The sequence below is a fragment of the Burkholderia sp. Ac-20384 genome, assembly GCF_017104605.1.
Lineage (GTDB): Bacteria > Pseudomonadota > Gammaproteobacteria > Burkholderiales > Burkholderiaceae > Burkholderia > Burkholderia lata.
This window is the reverse complement of the sequence record NZ_JAAGPE010000114.1, coordinates 1-21,012: the sequence shown is the minus strand read 5'-3', so window position 1 is coordinate 21,012 and position 21,012 is coordinate 1. Positions and strand designations below refer to the sequence as shown.

General features: G+C 68.4%; 22 protein-coding genes. 10 read left to right on the top strand and 12 right to left on the bottom strand.

Features of this window, described 5'->3' with window-relative positions; all coding sequences use genetic code 11:
* The first annotated feature begins 67 nt into the window (after positions 1-67).
* Entirely contained in the window at positions 68-679 is a 612-nt protein-coding gene (locus G3O00_RS21455) for a DUF4142 domain-containing protein (protein ID WP_206144243.1), read from the top strand.
* A 12-nt stretch (positions 680-691) separates the two neighbouring features.
* On the opposite strand, the gene G3O00_RS21450 is transcribed toward G3O00_RS21455, so the two are convergent.
* The 4 genes from G3O00_RS21450 to G3O00_RS21435 form a co-directional block, all read right to left on the bottom strand.
* Positions 692-1,216, bottom strand: a complete 525-nt coding sequence (locus G3O00_RS21450; protein WP_206144242.1) for a PRC-barrel domain-containing protein — start codon at positions 1,214-1,216, stop codon at positions 692-694.
* 59 nt (positions 1,217-1,275) lie between these two features.
* A complete protein-coding gene (locus tag G3O00_RS21445; RefSeq protein WP_085037630.1) occupies positions 1,276-1,707 on the bottom strand; it encodes a CBS domain-containing protein in 432 nt (143 codons plus the stop codon).
* A gap of 186 nt (positions 1,708-1,893) precedes the next feature.
* Complete coding sequence (locus tag G3O00_RS21440; RefSeq protein WP_206144249.1) at positions 1,894-2,040, bottom strand: hypothetical protein; 147 nt, start codon at positions 2,038-2,040, stop codon at positions 1,894-1,896.
* Positions 2,041-2,079: 39 nt separating this feature from the next.
* Positions 2,080-2,328 carry a hypothetical protein gene (locus G3O00_RS21435; protein WP_011355239.1) on the bottom strand — a complete coding sequence of 83 codons (249 nt, stop codon included), beginning with the start codon at positions 2,326-2,328 and terminating at the stop codon, positions 2,080-2,082.
* A 141-nt stretch (positions 2,329-2,469) separates the two neighbouring features.
* On the opposite strand from G3O00_RS21435, the gene G3O00_RS21430 reads away from it, so the two are divergent.
* From G3O00_RS21430 to G3O00_RS21405, 6 genes are all read left to right on the top strand, one after another.
* Positions 2,470-2,769, top strand: a complete 300-nt coding sequence (locus G3O00_RS21430) for a hypothetical protein (protein ID WP_206144241.1) — start codon at positions 2,470-2,472, stop codon at positions 2,767-2,769.
* 112 nt (positions 2,770-2,881) lie between these two features.
* The gene (locus tag G3O00_RS21425; RefSeq protein WP_157687320.1) at positions 2,882-3,073 is read left to right on the top strand and encodes a hypothetical protein; all 192 of its coding nucleotides are present in this window, start codon (positions 2,882-2,884) and stop codon (positions 3,071-3,073) included.
* A 16-nt stretch (positions 3,074-3,089) separates the two neighbouring features.
* A complete protein-coding gene (locus tag G3O00_RS21420) occupies positions 3,090-3,401 on the top strand; it encodes a hypothetical protein (protein ID WP_011355236.1) in 312 nt (103 codons plus the stop codon).
* Between the two features lie 203 nt (positions 3,402-3,604).
* A complete protein-coding gene (locus G3O00_RS21415) occupies positions 3,605-4,483 on the top strand; it encodes a MipA/OmpV family protein (protein WP_206144240.1) in 879 nt (292 codons plus the stop codon).
* Between the two features lie 96 nt (positions 4,484-4,579).
* Positions 4,580-6,274 (top strand): VRR-NUC domain-containing protein, encoded by a 1,695-nt coding sequence (locus G3O00_RS21410; protein ID WP_206144239.1) that lies wholly within the window; start codon positions 4,580-4,582, stop codon positions 6,272-6,274.
* The gene (locus G3O00_RS21405; RefSeq protein WP_206144238.1) at positions 6,271-8,571 is read left to right on the top strand and encodes an ATP-dependent DNA helicase; all 2,301 of its coding nucleotides are present in this window, start codon (positions 6,271-6,273) and stop codon (positions 8,569-8,571) included. Before G3O00_RS21410 ends, G3O00_RS21405 begins: the two co-directional genes overlap by 4 nt.
* Positions 8,572-8,676: 105 nt before the next feature.
* On the opposite strand, the gene G3O00_RS21400 is transcribed toward G3O00_RS21405, so the two are convergent.
* A complete protein-coding gene (locus tag G3O00_RS21400; protein ID WP_011355232.1) occupies positions 8,677-9,447 on the bottom strand; it encodes an IclR family transcriptional regulator C-terminal domain-containing protein in 771 nt (256 codons plus the stop codon).
* A 294-nt stretch (positions 9,448-9,741) separates the two neighbouring features.
* Here G3O00_RS21400 and G3O00_RS21395 point away from each other — a divergent pair, with 294 nt between their 5' ends.
* Positions 9,742-10,353, top strand: coding sequence for a hypothetical protein (locus tag G3O00_RS21395; RefSeq protein ID WP_206144237.1), 612 nt, complete (start codon positions 9,742-9,744; stop codon positions 10,351-10,353).
* 86 nt (positions 10,354-10,439) lie between these two features.
* Here G3O00_RS21395 and G3O00_RS21390 read toward each other — a convergent pair whose 3' ends face one another.
* Positions 10,440-11,741 carry a UDP-N-acetylglucosamine 1-carboxyvinyltransferase gene (locus G3O00_RS21390; RefSeq protein WP_206144236.1) on the bottom strand — a complete coding sequence of 434 codons (1,302 nt, stop codon included), beginning with the start codon at positions 11,739-11,741 and terminating at the stop codon, positions 10,440-10,442.
* 217 nt (positions 11,742-11,958) lie between these two features.
* Positions 11,959-13,266, bottom strand: a complete 1,308-nt coding sequence (gene shiA / locus G3O00_RS21385) for a shikimate transporter (RefSeq protein WP_011355229.1) — start codon at positions 13,264-13,266, stop codon at positions 11,959-11,961.
* Positions 13,267-13,622: 356 nt separating this feature from the next.
* Between shiA and G3O00_RS21380 the strand changes: the two genes are divergently transcribed.
* Entirely contained in the window at positions 13,623-14,750 is a 1,128-nt protein-coding gene (locus G3O00_RS21380) for a VOC family protein (protein WP_206144235.1), read from the top strand.
* Positions 14,751-14,804: 54 nt separating this feature from the next.
* Here G3O00_RS21380 and G3O00_RS21375 read toward each other — a convergent pair whose 3' ends face one another.
* Positions 14,805-16,040: an NADH:flavin oxidoreductase gene (locus tag G3O00_RS21375; RefSeq protein WP_206144234.1), complete on the bottom strand. Its 1,236-nt coding sequence runs from the start codon at positions 16,038-16,040 to the stop codon at positions 14,805-14,807.
* A gap of 219 nt (positions 16,041-16,259) precedes the next feature.
* On the opposite strand from G3O00_RS21375, the gene G3O00_RS21370 reads away from it, so the two are divergent.
* Positions 16,260-17,477 (top strand): DUF2252 family protein, encoded by a 1,218-nt coding sequence (locus G3O00_RS21370; RefSeq protein WP_206144233.1) that lies wholly within the window; start codon positions 16,260-16,262, stop codon positions 17,475-17,477.
* Positions 17,478-17,506: 29 nt separating this feature from the next.
* On the opposite strand, the gene G3O00_RS21365 is transcribed toward G3O00_RS21370, so the two are convergent.
* The 4 genes from G3O00_RS21365 to G3O00_RS21350 all read right to left on the bottom strand — a co-directional run.
* Positions 17,507-18,841 carry a type II toxin-antitoxin system HipA family toxin gene (locus G3O00_RS21365; RefSeq protein WP_206144232.1) on the bottom strand — a complete coding sequence of 445 codons (1,335 nt, stop codon included), beginning with the start codon at positions 18,839-18,841 and terminating at the stop codon, positions 17,507-17,509.
* A 2-nt stretch (positions 18,842-18,843) separates the two neighbouring features.
* Positions 18,844-19,272: a helix-turn-helix transcriptional regulator gene (locus tag G3O00_RS21360; RefSeq protein WP_174932018.1), complete on the bottom strand. Its 429-nt coding sequence runs from the start codon at positions 19,270-19,272 to the stop codon at positions 18,844-18,846.
* 152 nt (positions 19,273-19,424) lie between these two features.
* Entirely contained in the window at positions 19,425-20,549 is a 1,125-nt protein-coding gene (gene ribBA, locus G3O00_RS21355) for a bifunctional 3,4-dihydroxy-2-butanone-4-phosphate synthase/GTP cyclohydrolase II (RefSeq protein ID WP_206144231.1), read from the bottom strand.
* Positions 20,546-21,012, bottom strand: a 467-nt coding sequence (locus tag G3O00_RS21350; protein ID WP_206144230.1) for an alpha/beta hydrolase fold domain-containing protein, incomplete at its 5' end; no start/stop codon positions are given. The genes G3O00_RS21350 and ribBA, both read right to left, overlap by 4 nt.

Genomic DNA, 21,012 nt, shown 5'->3' with positions numbered 1-21,012 from the left:
GCGGCGCGAGGTACGCAACGGCAACCCGCGCGGCCGGCCCGTTCCGTCCCGACACACGGAGGTCCGGATGAAAACGAATCGAATCCACCGGCCGGCGGCGATCGTGCTGGCCGCGATCGTCGGTACATCGACCGCTGCGTTCGCGCATGCCCAGGCGGTACCGGCTTCGTCGGCGCAGGTCGCGCCGGGCGTCATCCGCCCCGGCACGACGGCCGACGAGGCCGGCATGACGCAGCGGCCGACCGGTATCGACGTCGAATTTGTCGACAAGGCCGGCATGATCGGCAAGGTGGAGCGGCAGGCCAGCCAGCTCGCGCTCGACCGTTCGTCGAACCCGGCCGTGAAGGCGTTCGCGCGCCGGATGGTCGACGATCACGGACGGATCGCCGGCGAATTGCGGCAGCTTGGCGCGGCCAAGGGCGTACCGGTGCAGTCGCGGATGCTCGTCGATCCGGCCGTGACCGCGTTGCGAACCAAAGAGGGCCATGCGTTCGACACGGCCTATGTCGCGCTGGCGGGCCCGCGCGCGCATGAAGCGGCGATCCGGCTCTACGAAGCCGAGGCGCGGAACGGCCGCGATCCGCAACTGCGCGCGTTCGCGGCCAACGCGTTGCCGACGCTGAACGCACACCTGGCCGCCGCCCGGCAACTTGCGCAGACGGTGGCGGCCGCGCACTGAGCGGCGATCGCGCTACCGCTTGCCACTTTCAGGGCTTTCAGGGGCGTCAGACGCTTCGGGGCCGCCCGGCGACGCCTCGTACGGCGGTGAGTCGAGCGCCGTTTCACCTTCCTCGATCAGCCAGTACGGCGAACTGCCGTAGTACGCATGCAGCGCCTCGGCCCACTCCGGATCGGCCATGGCCGGCCAGCGGTTCCTGTCGAAGCCGGGGGCTTCGCGCACGCGTTCGGTGGCGACCGGCAGCACGAAGCATTGGCGCTCGACGTCGAGCACGAGGACGTTCCACGGCACCGCGAGCAGCTTGTCGCCGATCCCGGGCAGGCTGCCCGACGACACGACCGCATACGCGATCCGGCCGGAGCGCACGTCGAGCATGATGTCGGTGACCTGGCCGATGTCGTCGCCGTCCATCGTCAGGACGCAATCGCCTTCGAGCGTGCGGGCAGCCATCACGTCGGGCCCCGGCCCGCGGCCGGCCGTGCGGCGGTTGCTGCCGACGATGCGCGTGTCGTCGCGCGACGGAGTGTCCGCTGTCATCGAATACCTCCTGGTCGAAGCGGCGCCCGGGCGGGCCGCGAGACATGAACGGGCGCCGGTCAGCGCCGGCGCGGCAGCGACACGTCCTCGAGCGTATTGGCCAGCTCGTCGCGCTCGGGGCCGCCCGCGCGCGTCGCGATGTCGCCGAGCGACACGATGCCGACCAGCCGCCGGTTGCGGTCGAGCACCGGCAGCCGATGCAACTGCACGTCGGCCATCCGCTGCTGGACGTCGCCGACACCGTCGTCCTCGACGCACCATTGCACGGGCCTCGACGCGACCGCCTGCACGGGCGTATCGGAAGAATGGCCGTGCGACAGTCCGCGCACCGCGAGGTCGCGGTCGGTCACGATCGCGACGAGTTCGGGGCCGTCGCAAACGGGCAGCACACCGATATCGAAGCGCCGCATCAGTTCGGCCGCGTGGCGAATCGTGTCGGTCGGCGCGACGCACACCACGTCGCGCGACATGATCTCGGTGACGCGATACATGAACGCCTCCTTCGTGAGCAGGACGATCCGGGAGCAGATAGCGTGCCGCGTGCGGGCCGCACACGCCGGGCCAGCGCAAGCCCGTTACTCGCGTGAACAGGCCCCGGGCGGCCAGGCGACGGAGAAATTTGCCAGCCCGCTTGTACATCTTCCACGGCAGCAGCCGCGAACGGGCGGGGCAGGACGTCAGTGTCCGATGCCCGTCATCGCAACGATCGCGAGCACGACCGCGCTTTCGATCGCCGCCAGCGCTGCGACGCCGGCGGCGCCGCTGATTTCATGCCATCTGCGTTCAAGGCGTTTCATCAGATCAACTCCGAATTGCTCCGGCATGCCGCTGCGCCGCCGCGCAGCGCGAGCCGGTTGCCGCCGTCAGCCGTGATCGGGGGGCGGGGAAGGGACGTGCGGCGAGCGACGTTCGTGCTCGCCGGACGGCTTGGCAGGATCGATACGGGTCGCGCCGCCAACGGCGGGCGGGTCGCTGGCCGGAAACGTCTCCTCGAGTCCCTCGTCGATGCGTTCCTCCGTCTTGTCTTCGGACGGCGGGCGTGACGTGGCGAGCCAGAGCAGTCCGGCAGCCGGTGACACGGCGTGGTGGCGGCCGGGGGCGTGAACGGTCATGGTCGAACCTCCTTGGTCATGGATACGGGCGCAAGCGCCATGCCTGCGCAGGGCCGACGGCACGACGCTTGCGCGTCGGCGAAACCGCACGGGGCGCGGCGCAGCCACGCGCGCCGTCGGCGTGGACGAGAGGACCTCGTGATGAGTGCTTCCAGGGAAAGGATACGTTACGACGCGAACGTATGCGGCGGCGATTTATCTCACGTGCGCGAGCGTTTCGACACGTGGAAGCGCGAGTCGCGGATCTATCGGCCCGAGCGGCGCATGTTCGACGGCAAGGACGAGGTGCGCGAACTGAACGACGTCGTCTATGACGGCCCCGAGCGCGCGCAGCGGGTGCTCGTCGCGGAATGCGCGCCGTCCGACCGGTTCGCGCTCGCGGTACGGCTGACCGCGGAGGGCCGCTCGATGTGGCTGGTGATGGCGGCGTACGACGATTGAGCGCACGGCCGCGTCCGGCCGGCGCGGGCACTCGGGCAGCGCAGGAGCGGGTACGCCGCTTGCACGCGATGACGGCGCCATCGAGATGCGCGCACCGTCGCGCAGGAGAGACATGAATACGCCATTCACGCTGCACCGCCCCGAACCGACGACACCCGACGTCGACCCGGACCCGACGCCCGGGCATGACGATCCCGTCGATCCGCCCGTGCCTGACGGGTTGCCTCAGGGTGACCCGCCGTCGCACCCGCCGCCGATGCGGATGCCGGGAGGAGGGCATCACCACCGTCCGCGCGAACACTGAAAAAAGGAGGACCCTCATGGACATTCACGTGCAATCGCCAGACAAGCGCGCGATCGCTCAGGTGCTGGGCCGCTATTTCGAATCGCGCTCGTTGCGCTATCACATCGAGGAACTGCCGGGCGGCGTGCTGCAGATCGGTTTCCGCGCCAGCGGCCACCCGGTTGCCGTCACGGTTTCGTTCGACGATGCCGCGTACGACACCTATACGCATTGGGACGCGAGCCAGAAACAGCTCGCGCTCGGCCGGCTCGCCGACGGCTTCTCGCGGATGATGTCGACGCGCAGCCCGGCCGCGCTGGCCGGTGACTATCACGTCGAGCGATTCTGATTCCACCACGCTTCAAAGGACGGTCGTTGCGCACGGCAAAGTGCCCGCGCGCAGCGGGCGCTTTGCGTCTGCGCGCGCGTCGCGTAGGATGTCCGTTAATTCAGCGCACGCTACGTTCGCGCCGCAGGCTGCCAGCCGCTGCAGCCGAAGAGGCACAATGCGCTTTACTTCAGGTTCGTTTCGCGCAACCGACGGGGACCTTGATGACTGTTGCTCGCCCTTTGCTGTCCGCCGGCGCACGCCGGTTCGTTTCCGGCGTGTCGGCCTGCGCGGCGCTCGCCGCGGCTGGCGCCCGCGATGCGTCGGCCCAGACGCCTTCGCCGCTCGGCGAGTGGCAATACTCGGCGGGTGTGCCGCTCGAAAAACTCTACGATCCGAACATCTCCACCTGGGATATCAGCGTGGGCGCCGCGATGACGCTGCAGCCGCGCTATGCGGGCTCCGACCGCTATCGGGTGATGGGCGGCCCGACGATCGATATCCGCTATCGCGACCTGTTCTTCCTGTCGACGGGCGAGGGGCTCGGCGCGAACGTGCTGCGCGGGCCGAACTGGCGCGTGAGCCTGTCCGTCGGGTACGACCTCGGGCGCCGCTCGGCCGACGATATCCAGCACCTGAACGGCCTCGACAACATCAACGCGGCACCGGTGATGAAACTGGCGGCCGATTACGTGATCTCGAAGGATTTTCCGCTCGTGCTGCGCGCGAATATCCGGCGCAGCATCGGCGGCTCGAACGGCTGGGTCGGCGATTTCTCCGCGTACATGCCGCTGCCGGGCAGCAACGAGCATTTCTTCTGGTTCGCGGGGCCGACCGTGTCGTTCGCCGATTCGCGCTACATGAACAGCTGGTTCGGCGTGAGTCAGGGCGCCGCCGCCCGTTCCGGGCTGCCGGCCTATTCGTCGGGGGCCGGGATGAAGTCGTTCGGCGCGGGCGTGACGATGGCCTGGTTCGTGAACAAGCACTGGTTCGTCACGATCGACGGCGCGATCGAGCAGCTCGTCGGCCGCGCCGCGCGCAGCCCGATCACGCAGCAGTCGACCAACGGCGTGTTCGACATGTCGGTGAATTACCAGTTCTGAGCGGGGCCGGGCAGCCGATGGCCGGTGGGGCGTGCGGCATCTGCCGTCACATTTGATATGATTCCGACCTGTACAAATGTACAGTGATCAAACCCCGTGACGCCTGCATCGCCGACGCCCCCGGCGTTTTACTACCTGACCAATTTCGAACGCGCGCTCGCCTGGCTCGGCGCGCGTTACGACGACCTGTTCGACGCGCACGAGCACGCGTTCGTCCGGCAGTTCGCGACGCTGCCGCAGGCGTCCCGCGCGCTGCTCGTGCGGATGCTGATGCGCAACGGCGCCGACTTCCGTGCCAGCAAGCTCGTCTACGACGAAATCGGCTGCGCGCTCGACGCAGCCGCGCCGCTCGTCGAACTCGGCTGGGTCGATCCGGCGCCTGCGCTGACGCTCGACGAACTGTTCGCTCTGTCGACCAAGGCCGATCTGCCGCGCATCTTCCCGGCACTCGCCGCGCATGCGGGTGAGCGCAAGCCCGAATGGCTCGAACGGCTGCGTCCCGCGCACGACGTCGCGCAATCGCTCGACGCGTGGTGCGCGCAGGCCGGCGACCGCGTGCTGCGCGTGACGGTCGGCGCGCTGTGCGACCGGCTGCGCCTGATGTTCTTCGGCAATCTGCATCAGGACTGGAGCGAGTTCGTGCTCGCCGATCTCGGCGTGTTCCAGTACGAAAGCGTGCCGATCGCGCCGTCGTCGCGCGCGTTCCAGCAGCGCGGCGACGTCGATGCGTATCTCGCGCTGCAGATGTGCCGCGATGCGCTCGACGCCTGGCCCGACGATCTGCCGTTCGACGACCTGATGCGCGCCATCGACGCGGTCGGGTGTGCGCAGCCGTGGCTTGCGACGCGTCGCGCGAAGCTGCTGTTCGCGCTCGGGCAAACCTGCGAGCGCCGGGCCGACTGGGCTGCTGCGCTCGACGCGTACGTGCGCAGCGCATGGCCCGGCAGCCGCCATCGACGGATCCGCGTGCTCGAACGCTGCGGGCGTGACGACGATGCGCTCGCGCTGGCACTCGATGCGCGCGGCGGCTTCGAGAGCGACGAGGAGCGCCAGCGTGTCGAGCGCATGCTGCCGCGCCTGCAGCGCCGGCTCGGGCAGCGCGTCGAACGTGCGGCCGCCGCCGCGGACGTGCCGCGGGAAACGCTCGTGCTTGCGCGCCCCGATGCGTTCGTCAGCGTCGAATTCGCGGTGCGCGACCATCTCGCGCAACCGGATTCGCCGGTCCATTACGTCGAAAACACGCTGATCAATTCGCTGTTCGGGCTGCTGTGCTGGGAACCCGTGTTCGCCGCGGTGCCCGGTGCGTTCTTTCACCCGTTCCAGCGCGGCCCGGCCGACCTGCACGCACCCGATTTCGTCGCGCGCCGTGCGGACGCATTTGCTGCGTGCTTCGCACAACTCGATTCGGGCGCGTATCGCGACACGATCCGCCGGCATTTCGCGACGAAGGCGGGGCTGCAATCGCCGTTCGTGTTCTGGGGCGTGCTGAGCGACGAATTGCTCGACGAGGCGCTCGAGTGCCTGCCGCCCGAGCATTTGCGGCTGTGGTTCACGCGCCTGCTCGCGGATATCCGCAGCAACCGGTCGGGGCTGCCCGATCTCGTCCGCTTCTGGCCCGGCGAGCGCCGCTACGAACTCGTCGAGGTGAAAGGCCCCGGCGACCGCCTGCAGGACAACCAGACGCGCTGGCTCGCGTACTGCGTCGCGCACGGCATCCCGGTGCGCGTGATCGATGTCGAGTGGGCCGGTGAGGGCGTCGCGCACGCCGAAGCGGCGGGACTGTCGGCATGAGCTACGTCGTCGCGGTGCGGGCGATGTGCGAGTTCACCGCGCGACGCGGCGATCTCGACCTGCGCTTCACGCCCGCGCCGACCGCGCTCGAAGGCATCGCCGGCCACGGTGCGGTTACGTCGAACCGTGGCGCACGTTACGAAACCGAGATCGCGCTCACAGGCACCTGGGGCACGCTCACGGTGCGCGGCCGCGCGGACGGCTACGACCCGGTGGCGAATCGCCTGGAGGAGATCAAGACCTATCGCGGCAGCCTCGATGCGATGCCCGACAACCACCGCGCGCTGCACTGGGCGCAGGCGAAGGTCTACGCGCACCTGATGTGCGACGCGCGCGGCTTCCAGGAAATCGACGTCGCGCTCGTCTATTTCGACATCGTGTCCGAGCGCGAGACGGTGCTGACGCAAACGCTGGGAGCGGCCGAACTCGCGACGTTCTTCGCCGAGCAGTGCGCGTGCTTCGTCGGCTGGGCGGAGCGCGAGACGGCCCACCGCACGGCGCGCGATGCAGCGCTGCGCGCGCTCGCGTTTCCGCACGGGCAGTTCCGCAGCGGCCAGCGCGAGCTGGCGGTGGCCGTCTATCGCGCGGCACGCGACGAGCGCTGCCTGATGGCGCAGGCGCCGACCGGCATCGGCAAGACGGTCGGCACCGTGTTTCCGCTGCTGAAGGCCTGCGGCGAGGGCGAACTCGACCACGTGTACTTCCTGACCGCGAAAACGCCCGGCCGCGCACTCGCGCTCGAAGCGGCGACGACGCTCGGCGCCGGCACGCCCGCGCTGCCGCTGCGCGTGCTGGAACTCGTCGCGCGCGACAAGGCGTGCGAGCATCCGGACAGCGCGTGCCACGGCGAATCGTGCCCGCTGGCGAAAGGTTTCTACGACCGGCTGCCGGCCGCGCGCGATGCGGCGATCGAGGCCGGGCTGCTCGACCGCGACACGGTGCGTGCGGCTGCGCTCGCGCACGACGTCTGTCCGTACTACCTGTCGCAAGAGCTCGCGCGCTGGTCCGACATGGTGATCGGCGACTACAACTACTACTACGACGGCAGCGCGATGCTGCACACGCTCGCGCAGCAGAACCAGTGGCGTGTCGGCGTGCTCGTCGACGAAGCGCACAACCTGCTCGATCGCGCGCGCAAGATGTACAGCGCGTCGCTCGATCCGTTCGCCTTCGCGGCGGCCCGGGAGGCTGCGCCCGCGGCGCTGCGCAAGGCGTTCGACCGGCTCGCCCGCGCCTGGGGCACGGTCAGCCGCGCGCAGGCCGAGCGCTATGCCGCGTATCCGGAGATACCGGGCCCGATCGTGTCGGCCGTGCAGAACCTCGTTGCAACGATCGGCGAACACCTGGCCGACGCGCCGCGCGCGAACGGCGACGCACTGCTGCGGTTTCATTTCGAGGCGATCCAGTTCGGCGTGCTTGCCGAAGCATTCGACAGCGCGTCGATCTTCGACGCAACGCTGCAGGGCGAACCGATGCCGCGCCAGCCGGCGCTCGACGGCGTCGCGTCGGCCGGCCGCCGGCGACGCGTCCAGTCGACGCTGTGCGTGCGCAACGTGATTCCGGCCGGCTTTCTCGCGCCGCGCTACGAAGCCGCGTGCGCGACCGTGCTGTTCTCGGGCACGCTGAGCCCGTTTCATTTCTACCGCGACACGCTCGGGTTGCCGGAGGACACCGGCTGGCTCGACGTCGACGGGCCGTTCCGCGCCGAGCAACTGACGGTACGCGTCGCGAGCCACGTGTCGACGCGCTGGCGCGACCGCGACCGTTCGCTCGAACCGATCGTCGACCTAATCGCCGCGCAATACGCGACGCGGCCCGGCAACTACCTCGGCTTCCTGAGCAGCTTCGACTACCTGGGGCGCGTGGTCGCGCTGATGCAGACACGGCATCCGGACGTGCCCGTGTGGGCGCAGGCGCCCGGCATGGCCGAAAGCGAGCGCGACGCGTTTCTTGCACGCTTCGAAGCGGGCGGGCGCGGCGTCGGCTTCGCGGTGCTGGGCGGGGCATTTTCGGAAGGCGTGGACCTGGTGGGCGAGCGGCTGATCGGCGCGTTCATCGCGACGCTCGGGCTGCCGCAGGTCAACGACGTCAACGAGCAGATGCGGCGCGCGATGGACGCGCGCTTCGGCAACGGCTACGACTACATGTACCTGTATCCGGGCTTGCAGAAGGTCGTGCAGGCGGCCGGGCGCGTGATCCGCACCGAGCACGACGAAGGCGTCGTGCACCTGATCGACGACCGTTACCGGCGGCGCGAAGTGCGCGATCTGCTGCCGCGGTGGTGGCGAATCGGGTGAGACGGAAGAAGCGCTGCCGGCAGACGGCCGATTCCGGCAAGTGGGTGTCATCCGTCGCGTAGCGAAATCGGGCGGCCGTGGACGCGGCCTGGGTGGGTGCTGCCGCTACAGCACATTCAGCATCGCGAGCGCGGCTTCCTGCAGGTGCGGCAGGACGCGCCGCACGGCCGCGTCGGTCGTCTCCGCGCCGATCGGCATGTTCGTGCTCAGCGCGGCAACCACTTCACCGTGACGGTTCTTCAACGGCACCGCGATCCCGCGCACGCCGACCTGCAATTGCTGCTCGATCGCCGCGAAACCGGCGTCGCGCGCCTGGTCGACCTGTTCGAGCAGGCGGGCCTTGTTGGTGATCGTGTGCGGCGTGAACGGCGGCAGTTCGGTATCGTCGAGCCAAGCGCGCACGGCTTCGCGATCGGGATGATGGGCGAGCAGCACCACGCCCGGCGACGTGAGCGGCGCCGGCACGCGCGCGCCGAGCACGAAGCCGGTCGTCATCACGCGCGACACGCCGTTGCGCGCGATGAACACGAGTTCCCAGCCGTCGAGCACGCTCACGTACGCCGACTCGTTCAGCGATGCGCTCAATTGCTGCAGATAGGGCTGGACCGTGCGCGGCAGGCGCGCCGAATCGAAGTACGACCAGCCGACCCGCAACACGCGCGGCGTGAGGCCGTACAGCTTGCCGTCGGTGTACACGTAGCCGAGCGATTCGAGCGTCAGCAGGTAGCGTCGCGCGGCCGTGCGGGTGAGGCCGGTGCGCGCGGCGGCCTGGGTGGGCGTCATGCGCGCATGCTGGCTGTCGAACGCCTCGAGGATCGCCAGGCCTTTTTCGAGGCCGGCAATCCAGTCGCGTCGGTCGAGTTCGGGCTTTTTCATCGTCGGAAGGGGGCTAAGTGCGCGGTAATCGCACGCGAATGGGCGATTATCGCGCAGATCGGCTCTGCCGCGACGCTCAGCCGGGGCTTGTACGATTCGACGCTGGACGTGTGCCCCGAGCCCGGAACGTGACCGTCGACGACAACCGGCGATACGGCGAACGATCGGATCAGCCGGACGTGCGCGCCTGATGCGGAATACATGCCGAGAGTCTTGCGGCTGTTCCGCCGCATTGCAGGGACGATTTCTCTGGCGAAGCCGCGCTAGAATCGCCGCCTCGACTGGAACAGAACAATGAAAATTCGCGAATCCGTGTTGGCCGTGCTTGTCACGGCCGTGCCGCTGCTTGCCGCGGCGAATCCTTCGTCCGGCACGCCGCTCCCGAAGCCGACTGTCGACGTGCGTGCGTGGCCGCGCATGACGTCGCCGAAATTCGGCTGCTACGTCGAAACGACCTTCGGCTACCGTGACAAGCGCTTCAATTGCGCGTTGAAGAAGTACCGGAACACCGGCGACGCGTGCAAGAACACGCAGGCGTACTACGAAGGCCCGGCGTTCCCCGACCGGCTCGCGGCCAGCGTGCATCCGCTCGCGACGAAGGTCGATCTGGACTGGGAGCAGGGCCGGCTGCAACTGGTCACCGTCACGCTGAAGGGGACGTGGAACGAAGCGGACGTGCGCAAGGCGTTCGGACTGCCACGCACGGAGGGGAGCACGCTGACCGAAGCGGAGTTGCGGTCGGAGCCGAGCAACCTGATGGACACGAGTGTCCAGTATCCGTCGGCCCCGCTCGACAAAAGCCTCGCGAAGCGCCCGAGCAACCCTGCGCGCGGCATGACGGCCGTGATGCTCTACGGGTTCGACCACATGGGCGGCGGCGATGTCGACTGCGGGGGAGGCGAGTAACGCGGGAGGAGGCGGCCGGCGCAGCCGCCGACCGTGTGCGGAGGACGGTACGGCGCCCGGATGACCGGCGCCGTACCGTCAGGGTCTTACTCGCTGCTCGTCCACTCGACGTTCGCGCCGACCGAGCGCAGGTTCTCGACGAAGTGCGGGTGCGCGCGACGGATCGGCAGCGCGTTCATGATTTCCGAGCGGCCCTCGATGCTCGCGGCCACCATCAGCAGCGCGATCGCGACGCGGATGATGTACGGGCTCTCGACGCGCGCCGGCGTCAGTTGCAGCCCGCCGAACGTGATCAGCCGGTGCGGATCGGACAGCAGCACGTGCGCGCCGAACTTCGACAGTTCGCCGGACCAGCCGAGCGCACCGTCGTAGACCTTGTTCCAGAACATCGCGCTGCCTTCCGCGCGCACGCCGAGCGCGATGAAGATCGGCAGCAGGTCGACCGGCAGGTACGGCCACGGCGCGGCTTCGACCTTGGTGAGGATGTTCTGCGTGAACGGCCGGCGCACGCGCAGCGGGCCGTCGCGTTCCGCGCGCGACCAGCCGTCGCGGTGCGTGACGTTGACGCCGAATTTCGCGAACGTGCGGTCGATCAGCGGGAAGTGCTCGGGCGACGAGTTGCGCACCGTGATGTCGCCGCCCGTGATCGCGCCGAGCGCGAGGAACGTCGCGATCTCGTGGAAATCCTCGGCGAAGCGGAACTCGCCGCCGCCGAGCTTTTGGCCGCTCGTCACGCACAGCCGCGACGTGCCGATGCCCTCGATCGCGACACCGATCATCGCGAGGAACTGGCAGAACTCCTGCACGTGCGGCTCGGACGCGGCGTTCATCAGCGTCGACGTGCCGTTCGCGGTCGTCGCGCACAGCGCGAAGTTCTCGGTGGTCGTCACCGACGCGTAGTCGAGCCAGTGATCGTTGGCCGTCAGCGGGCCGTCGGTGCGGACGATCAGCGAATCGGGCGTGCGCTCGATGTGCGCGCCGAAGCGCTCGAACACTTCGACGTGCGGATCGATCTCGCGCACGCCGAGCGTGCAGCCCTTCACGTCGTTCTCGAGGCGCGCGACACCAAAGCGCGCGAGCAGCGGCGGGATCAGCATGATCGACGAGCGCATCGCTTCCGGCAGCCGATGGACGGCCGGATCGAATTTCGTGTTGCGATGGTGGAGTTCGAGCAGGCCCGTCGTGAAGTCGACCGACACGTCGCTGCCGAGCGTGCGGAAGATGTCGAGGATCTTGCGCACGTCGGTGATATCCGGCACGCCGATGAGGCGCAGCGGCTGATCGGTCAACAGGGTGGCGCACAGAATCGGCAGGACGGCGTTCTTGTTCGCGGACGGCTTGATGTCCCCGCGCAGCGGAGTGCCGCCGTGGACGATGAGATTCGACATGATATGGGGGCGTATCGGTGACTGACGTAGGCCCATATGATGCCATTGGTCGGCGGGCGGCGTGGAATGTTCAGAGGGGAAAAGGGGGAATCGCGGCGTGTAACTGACAGTGTTTGACGTCGCGCGCACGCACTCGACGCAGTGGCGCCGTTGCCGGTCGCCGTCGAGCAATGCATGATGGCCGGCCGCGGGGCGGGCCGGCCATCCGGTCAGGTTGTTACTGCGCCGCCCGCATCCGCGCGGCGACCACCAGCGAAATCAGGCAGCCCACCGCGAGATAACCGGCGACGAGGTGCCACGAGCCGCCGGCCACGCTGACGAGGCCGACCGCGATGAACGGCGTGAACCCGCCGCCGACCACGCTCGCGAACTGGTAGCCGACGCCCGCGCCGCTGTAGCGGTATTCGGCGCCGAACAACTCGGTGAACAGCGGCTGCTGGACGCTCACGACCATGTCGTGTGCGGCATTGGCAAGCAGGATCGAGAAGATCACGATCCACGCGATCGACCGTGCCTCCAGCGCGATGAAGAACGGCACCGCGGACGCGACGCCGATCAGCGCGCCGATCAGGTAGATGCGGCGCAGGCCGTAGCGGTCGGCCAGCCACGCGAAACACGGGATCGTCACGCAGCTCACGGCACCCACCAGCAGGCCGATGTTCAGGAACAGGTCGCGCGACATGCCGAGGTTGGTCGTCGAATAGCTGAGCGCGAACGCGGTGACGATATACATCGTGAACAGTTCGGCGAGGCGCAGCGCGATGATCAGCAGGAATGCCTTCGGATGGCGCGTGAGCGCTTCCAGTACCGGCAGGCGCAGCTTGCGGTTGCCGTGCTCGACCTTCTCGACGAACTCCTGCGATTCGTCCATGTTCTTGCGCACCCACAGCCCGATCAGCACGAGCACGATGCTGAACACGAACGGCAGGCGCCAGCCCCACGACTTGAATGCGGCCTCGCCGAGCGTGTGGCTCAGGATCGACACGATGCCCGTGGCCAGCACGAGGCCGACACCGTAGCCGACCTGCACGCCGCTGCTGTAGAAAGCCTTCTTCTGCTTCGGCGCGCTTTCGACGGCCATCAGCGCCGCGCCGCCCCATTCGCCGCCGACCGCGAAACCCTGGATCGCGCGCATCAGCACCAGCAGCACGGGCGCCCACCAGCCGATCGTCGAGAACGCCGGCAGCAGGCCGATCGCGACCGTCGACAGCCCCATCAGCATCACGGTCAGCACCAGCATCCGCTTGCGGCCGAGCCGGTCGCCGTAGTGGCCGAACACGACGCCGCCGAGCGGCCGGAACAGGAAGCCGACGCCGAAGGTCGCGAACGCGGCGAGCGTGCCCATCGTCGGGCTGACTTTCGGGAAAAACTCGGAATTGAATACCAGCGCGGCGACGATCCCGTACAGCAGGAAGTCGTACCAGTCGACAACGGCGCCGACGAAGCTGCCGATCGCGGCCTTGCGGGCCTGGCTGCGTATGCGGGCACTGGCGGCGGCGTCGAGGGTGTCGAAGGTTGGGGTCATGGCGGTGTCTCCTGGCACGGCGCATCGAGGAATCGTGGCGGCGCCGCGTCCGATGCTGCATTGAAGTCGATGAGTGAACGGAGAATAGGGCGCGCGCCGCATGACGGCAATTGGCCAATCGGACAGAGTGCGCGATTATCGTTCAAGTCCGTGCGATTATCGAACGCTTTCCGGGTTTGCACTAGGCGGCGTGACGATATCCCGTTTGGCCAGGGTGTGCCGCCGTGAACGAACTGGTTAAAATCTGCAGCATTGATAACTCGCCCGTTCGGGGCGGATGCGCGCTCGCCACCCTGGCCGCGCATGCCGCACGCGACGGGCGCCATCCCCATCGACGCATGCCCCCGGAGACTGGAATGCCCGGCAATTCCCACCCCCTGTCCAGCGATACGCCGCCCGTTGCCGATCCGGCTGCCAATCCGCTCGGGATGGCCGGCCTCGAATTCGTCGAATTCGCGGCGCCCGTGCCGGAGGCGCTCGCGCAGCGCTTCGAGCAGCTCGGGTTCAAGGCGATCGCGCGGCATGTCAGCAAGAACGTCACGCTGTACCGGCAAGGGCAGATGCATTTCCTGATCAATGCCGAGCCCGATTCGTTCGCCGCGCGCTACGCGGAGGAATACGGGATGGGCGTCTGCGCGATCGGGCTGCGCGTGGCGAGCGCCCGGCGCGCGTTCGAGCGGGCGATCGAGCTCGGCGCGTGGGCGTTCGAAGGCGAGAAGGTCGGCGTCGGCGAATTGAAGATTCCGGCGATCCAGGGCATCGGCGATTCGCACCTTTATTTCGTCGACCGCTGGCGCGGGCGTGACGGCCAGCGCGGCGGCGTCGGCGATATTTCCATCTTCGACATCGATTTCCGGCCGATCGACATCGCGACCGCGCATACCGATCTCGACTGCGTGGGCGTCGGGCTGCAGCAGGTCGATCATTTCACGCAGACCGTCGGCGCGGGGCGCATGCAGGAGTGGCTGGATTTCTACCACGACCTGCTGCATTTTCGCGAAATCCACGAAATCGACGCGCACTGGCATGTGTCCGAGGAATCGCGTGTGATGGTGTCGCCGTGCGGCGCGGTGCGGATTCCGGTCTATGAGGAAGGCACGCGCCGCACCGAGCTGATGCACGCGTATCTGCCCGACCATCCGGGCGAAGGGGTGCAGCACGTCGCGCTGGCCACCGACGACATCCTGTCCTGCGTCGATGCGCTGCGTGCGAATGGCGTCGAATTCATCGAGCCGCCGGCCCGCTATTACGACGACGTCGACGCGCGGTTGCCGGGGCACGGTGTCGATCTCGATGCGCTGCGCCGTCGCGCGGTGCTGGTCGACGGCGAGATCGGCAGCGACGGCGTGCCGCGCCTGTTCTTCCAGACCTTCGTCAAGCGCCGGCCCGGCGAGATCTTCTTCGAAGTCGTGCAGCGCAAGGGGCACCACGGGTTCGGGGAAGGGAATCTCGCGGCGCTCGCCCGCGCGCGCGACGCCGGCTGAGCGACGGCGAGGCCCGTGTCAGACATCGGGCGTCACCGCGTTACACGTCGAGCCTCACGCGCCGGCGGCCGGCACGCGGTTCGGCGCGGGGTCGTTCGGCTCGCGCAGCACGCACGCGGTGCCGCCCGGCGTGTACATCGACACGACACAGCGGTTGCACGACGTGCAGCCCGACTGCGCGAGCCGGCCGTCGCGCAGCCCGTTGACGAAGTCCGGCTCGAACACGAGCGCGCGTGCGAGCGCGACCGCGTCGAACCCTTCGCGCATCGCCAGCTCGACGTTCTCGCGTGAACGCACGCCGCCGAGGTAAGCGAGCGGCATCCTGACGGCCGCGCGCACCTTCTTCGAGTGCTCGAGGAAATACATCTCGCGAAACGCGCCCATCTTCGGCTCGGTGAGCTTCTGCAGCGCCATCGCGGTGCGCACGATCGCGTTGTCGGCATTCGCGCGCGCCTCGCCGGGCAACGGGCTGCCGAACAGTTGCCACACCGATTCGACGTTCATCCCGCCGCTGAGCACGAGCAGGTGGGCGCCTTCGGCTTCGAGCCGCCGCGCGATTTCGCAAGCGTCGTCGGCCGTACCACCGCCGCGCACGCCTTCGGTCACGCCGATCTTGCAGACGACGGCGAGATCGCGGCCCACCGCATCGAGCACGCGACGCAGCACCTCGACCGGGAACGTGGCACGCCGTGCCGCGTCGCCGCCGTACGCATCGCGGCGTCGGTTATACAGCGGCGACAGGAACTGGCTGAGCAGATAGCCGTGTCCCATGTGGATCTCGACGGCATCGAAGCCGGCGTCGCGCGCATGGCGTGCGGCCTGAGCAAATTCATCGGCGATGGTCGACATCTGGTCGTGCGTCATCGCCTGCTTCAGGAAGCGGCCGCTCATCACGCCGACCTTGTTGAAGCCGCCCGAGGCGCTCAACGGCCGTCTGGTCGACAGCGAAGGCAGGAACGTGAAGCAGCCGCCGTGCGTGATCTGCGCCGATGCCGCACCGCCGTGGCGATGGACGGCGTCGGTCAGCGCGCGGAACTGGCGCACCGTCGGCACGTCGAGCCGTGCCTGGTCGACGAACGTGCGGCCGTCGTCGCTGATCGCGCAGTATGCGACGGTCGTCAGCGCGGCGCCGCCTTCGGCGATGCGTTCGTGAAAGCGCACGAGCGCGCGCGACGGCACGCCGTTCGGCGTCATGCCCTCGTTGGTGGCGGACTTGATCAGGCGGTTGCGCAGCATCAGCGGGCCGATCTGCAGCGGGCTGAACGCGGGGGACAGTTCGGTGGGTTCCATGTCGGGTGGGCGTCGAGAATGGGCTCGGCGATCATTGTGCGCAACCTGCACCGCCGCGCATCGTCCAGGTGGATGGCCCGATCCTGCCGAATGAAGCATGAGACGGCCCCCCCTTGGCGTTCGGGTATCGGCGACGCTGCCCATTTGCACGAATGCATCGATCGATGGCATGGTGACGAAGCGGCATGCCGCACACGACAAGCACCTCCGGAGAACCGCATGAGCAGCCAGTCGCAGCCGAAGCAGAAGCGCATGCCGAAACCCGCCGGGCGCCAGGCGATCCTGACCGAGCTGCGCCGCCGGAAGATGGCGCGATCACCTCACGCGTACGTGCGCGGCAATACGGCGCGGTTCTACGAATGGCTCGTCGAAACCAACGGCAGCGCACTGCCGCACGGGCCGTCCATCTGGATCTGCGGCGATTGCCATACCGGCAACCTCGGCCCGGTCGCGAACAGCGAAGGAAAGGTCGACGTGCAGATCCGGGATCTCGACCAGACGGTCGTCGGCAATCCCGTTCACGATCTGATCCGCCTCGGGCTTTCGCTTGCGACGGCCGCGCGCGGGTCCGCACTGGCGGGCCTGACGATCGTGCACATGATGGAGGCGATGACGGCCGGTTATGCGTCGGCATTCGGCAGTCGCAACGCGAAGCTGCCCGAACGCCCCGAACCGGTGCACCTCGTGATGAAGCAGGCCATGCGCCGCTCGTGGCGGCAACTCGCTGTCGAACGGATCGACGGGCTCGCGCCGACGATTCCGCTTGGCGGCCGCTTCTGGCCGTTGAGTGCGAAGGAATCCCGTGCGATCGGCAAGCTGTTCGGCGACGATGCGATCGCGACGCTCGCCACGAGCCTCAAGGGCCGCAACGACGCGGGCAAGGTCGACGTGCTCGACGCGGCGTATTGGGTGAAGGGCTGCAGTTCGCTTGGACGGCTGCGCTACGCGGTGCTGCTCGACATCGACGGCGACGTGAGCGACGGCGACGACCTGTGCCTGATGGACATCAAGGAAGGCGTGACGGCCGCCGCACCGCGCGACGAAACGGCCGCGATGCCGCGCGACAACGCCGAGCGTGTCGTGGAAGGCGCGCGGCATCTGTCGCCGGCCCTCGGTGAACGGATGCGGGCCGCGCGCCTGCTCGATCGCGCGGTCGTGATCCGGGAACTGTTGCCGCAGGACCTGAAGCTCGACATCGATCTGCTCGCCGAGGACGATGCGCGCGAAGTCGCACGCTATCTCGGTGCGGTGGTCGGCGCCGCTCACGCGCGCCAGATGGACAAGCCGACACGCATCGCGTGGCGCACCGAGCTCGGCCGCAATCGTGCGAAGACGATCGATGCGCCGATGTGGCTGTGGAACAGCATCGTCCAGCTCGTGAGCAGCCACGAAGCGGGGTATCTGGAGCATTGCCGGCGCTTCGCCGCCGGAGCGTAGCGTGTCGCCGCGAGCGACGACGGCCGAGACTACCCGGCCGCGCCCAGCTTGCGCGCCTGCCGACGCATGCCGTCGAAGATGGCGTCCGCCACGTCCGCCGGAAAATCCGCCGGAATCTGCACGGCCGCTTCGGCGATCGCGGGTTCCGTGCGTGCGACGACGGCCGCCATCGCAGCGCGCACGTCATCTTCGCTCAAGCCGACACGCCGGCCCTGCGCGATCCAGTGGCGCGGCTGGATCTCGCCGATCACGTAGTGCCGGTTCTTCCCGCACACGGCCATCGCGAGCCGCGCGCGGCGCGGCGGAAGCTGGTTGCGGCGCGTGCCAATGATCGGATGCGCGGACAGCACGTCGTACAGCGGTGTGCTGCGGTACGTGTTGCCGGGCAGGTGCGCGATGCTGAAGTTCTTTGCGTGGCCGTCGATCGCCGCCAGCACCCAGAACACGAGCTGCGCGACGAAGAAATTCATCCGGTCGGGTGCGGCGTCGGCCGAATTCGCGAGGATGCCCATGATCGTCTCGATGCCGGGGCCGCCGTCGGATTCGTATTTCGCGCCGGAGGGCGTGCCGGTCGCCTGGCACATGTCCTCCTGCGGCAACCGCAGGATCCACGTGCGGTCGCGCGACGGACGCCGGTCGAAGCGCTCGACGATCAGCGCCTTCTGGTCGTCGAACCGGCCGATCTCGCACGGTGCGACCGGCAAACCGTATGCGGCGACGAGCTTCGAGCACAGCCATTCGTTTTCGACGGACGTCCGCATGTCGGCCTGCATGTTTCCGACGCGCCCGAGCGGCAGCTTGAAGATGTGCGTCGTCGGCGTGCTGCCGGACGGCCGCAGCCAGCGGTTTCCCTGGCGCAGCAACGCGGTCTTTTCCTGCGCACCGGCAATCGACAGGCGCAGGTCGCCTTCCGGCTCCGCGCGGCCGGGCAGCGGCGCGGCAGTCGCGTGGCGCAGCACGTCGGCAACGGCCGCGTCATCGAGCGCCGTGCCGTCGATCGACTCGAGATCGACGGGCGTTTCGCCGGGCGGCAGCATCTGGACCGCGCCGACGCAATCGCGGCCGATCGACGCGAGCAGTTCGAACGGCGCCGTCGATCGAAGCCGGTAACGCTGGGCGATGCGGCGGCGGATCGGCTCGCTGTCCGGCAGCAGGTTGTCGAAGTAATCGGCGACGATCGTGCCCTGGTGCGGCTGGTTCCCGGGCGTGAAGGGCAGCGAGAGCGACAGCGGCCGCCCCTGTGGATCGTCGAGCCACGTCGGCAGGTAGACGAGACGCTCGACGCCGCGCCGGACTTCCCAGTAGCCGACCGGAATGCCGTTCATCCACAGGTCGAGCCGGTCGTGGCGAGCACGCGTGGCCATCGTCACCAGTCCTCCCGCTTCGAAACCCGTGGCTTGCCGGGTGTTGTGGTCGCGGGCCGCTTGCGCTTGGCGCCGGTTGCGGGTTTGGCTGGATTCTGGGCCGGCGTGGTGCCGCGCGCCGTATCCTGCTTGCGTTTGCCCGCGGCCGGTTTGCGCACCGCCGGTGCGGCATCGGGCGCGGGAGCCGGATCGGCCGATGCCGCCGACACGTCCTGTTTGCCCAGGGCGAGCGTCATGTGAACGCCGAGCGTGTTCAGCACCTTGAAGAGCCGCTCGATGCTGACAGCCGACGGGTTGGCCTCGAGCTGCGCGTAGGATTGCTGCGTGACGCCCAGGCGGGCGGCCAATTGCGCCTGCGTGAGGCCCGCGGCTTTCCGGAAGCCGACGAGTATCGGACGCAGCTGGGTCAGGGTCTGGACAGGAAAGGCCATTGGGCGCTCCGCAGAATAACAGGCGATCGTTTGTAATCGAAAAATACAGTCTATGGCATGTATTGTCAAAATACAAACCAGAGACTGTATCCAGCAAAAACAAACGATCGCCTGTCAAGCGAAAAACCCGCCGGCCATCTCGCGTCAACGCTTCACGCCACCCACAGCGGGCTCGCGAGCGCACCCCGCGCGCTTTCCGGATCGTCGTCGCCCAGCGGAATGAACGCCATGATCTCCAGGTCGTGTCCCGACAGCGCAGGCAGCCGGAACGGGCTCGACAGCACGTTCAGCCGCCGCACGCCGAGCTCGCGCAGGATCTGCGAGCCGATTCCCGTCACGCGCCCGTCGCGGCGCGCATGGCTGGCCGGCGCCCGCATCGGGTCGCCGCGCATGTCGCAGTCGAGCAGCACCGCGACCCCGCAGCCGGCCGCGTCGATCCGTTGCAGCGCGGCGTGCAGCGGCCACGAATGCGCGGACGGCTCCGCATCGAGCAGGTCGAGCAACGAATGGCATTCGTGCACACGCGTCAGCACGGGCGTCGACGGATCGGGCTCGCCGCGCACGAGCGCGAGATGCGGTGCGCCGTGCACGGTGTCGCGATACTCGATCGCGCGGAATCGTCCCCACGGCGTATGCAGCGGCCGCTCGCCGACACGTTCGACGAGCGATTCGTGCTCGCGCCGGTAATGGATCAGGTCGGCGATCGTGCCGATCTTCAGCCCGTGCTGCGCGGCGAACACCTTCAGCTCGGGTAGCCGCGCCATCGTGCCGTCGTCGTTCATCACCTCGCAGATCACCGACGCGGGCGTGAGCCCGGCGAGCGCCGCGAGATCGCAGCCGGCCTCGGTGTGCCCCGCACGCACGAGCACGCCGCCCGGGCGTGCTGCGATCGGGAACACGTGGCCGGGCTGCACGAGATCGTCCGGGCGGGCGCCGGCCCGCACCGCCGCACGGATCGTATGCGCGCGATCGGCCGCCGAAATGCCGGTGGTCACGCCTTCGGCCGCCTCGATGCTGACGGTGAACGCGGTACCGAAAGGCGTACCGTTGTGATCGGCCATCGGCGGTAGCTTCAGCTGCTCGCAGCGCTCGGCGGTCAGCGTCAGGCAGATCAGCCCGCGCCCGAAGCGCGCCATGAAATTGATCGCGTCGGGCGTCACGTGATCGGCCGCGATCACGAGATCGCCTTCGTTCTCGCGATCCTCTTCATCGACGAGCAGGACCATCCGGCCCGCCCGCAGCTCGTCGACGATCTCCAGCGTGCCGGCGAGCGTCATGGTGCCTCCGTCGCGTCGAACGCGCGGCGCAGCGCATCGGCGCCGAAGGTCAGCACGCGGTCGGCCGCATCGACGGCGCCGAGCATGCTCGCGAAACCGTGAAGCTGCCCAGGCCAGCGCACGAGCGTCACCGGCGTGCCGGCCTGCGCGAGACGCAGCGCATACGCTTCGGCCTCGTCGCGCAGCGGATCGAATTCGGCGCTGACGATCGTTGCTGGCGCCGCGCCCGCGACGTCCGGCGCGGCGAGCGGGCTCGCAAGCGGCGACGCGCGGTCGGCACCGTCGTCGAAATAGTGGTGCTTGAACCAGCGCATCATGTCCGCCGTCAGGAAATAGCCGTTGCCGAGCGTTTCGTACGACGGATGCTCGGTCGCGCAATCGACGACCGGATACAGCAGCAACTGGTGCGCGATCGCGATGCCAGAGCCACGCAACTGCAGTGCGGCGACCGCCGCGAGATTAA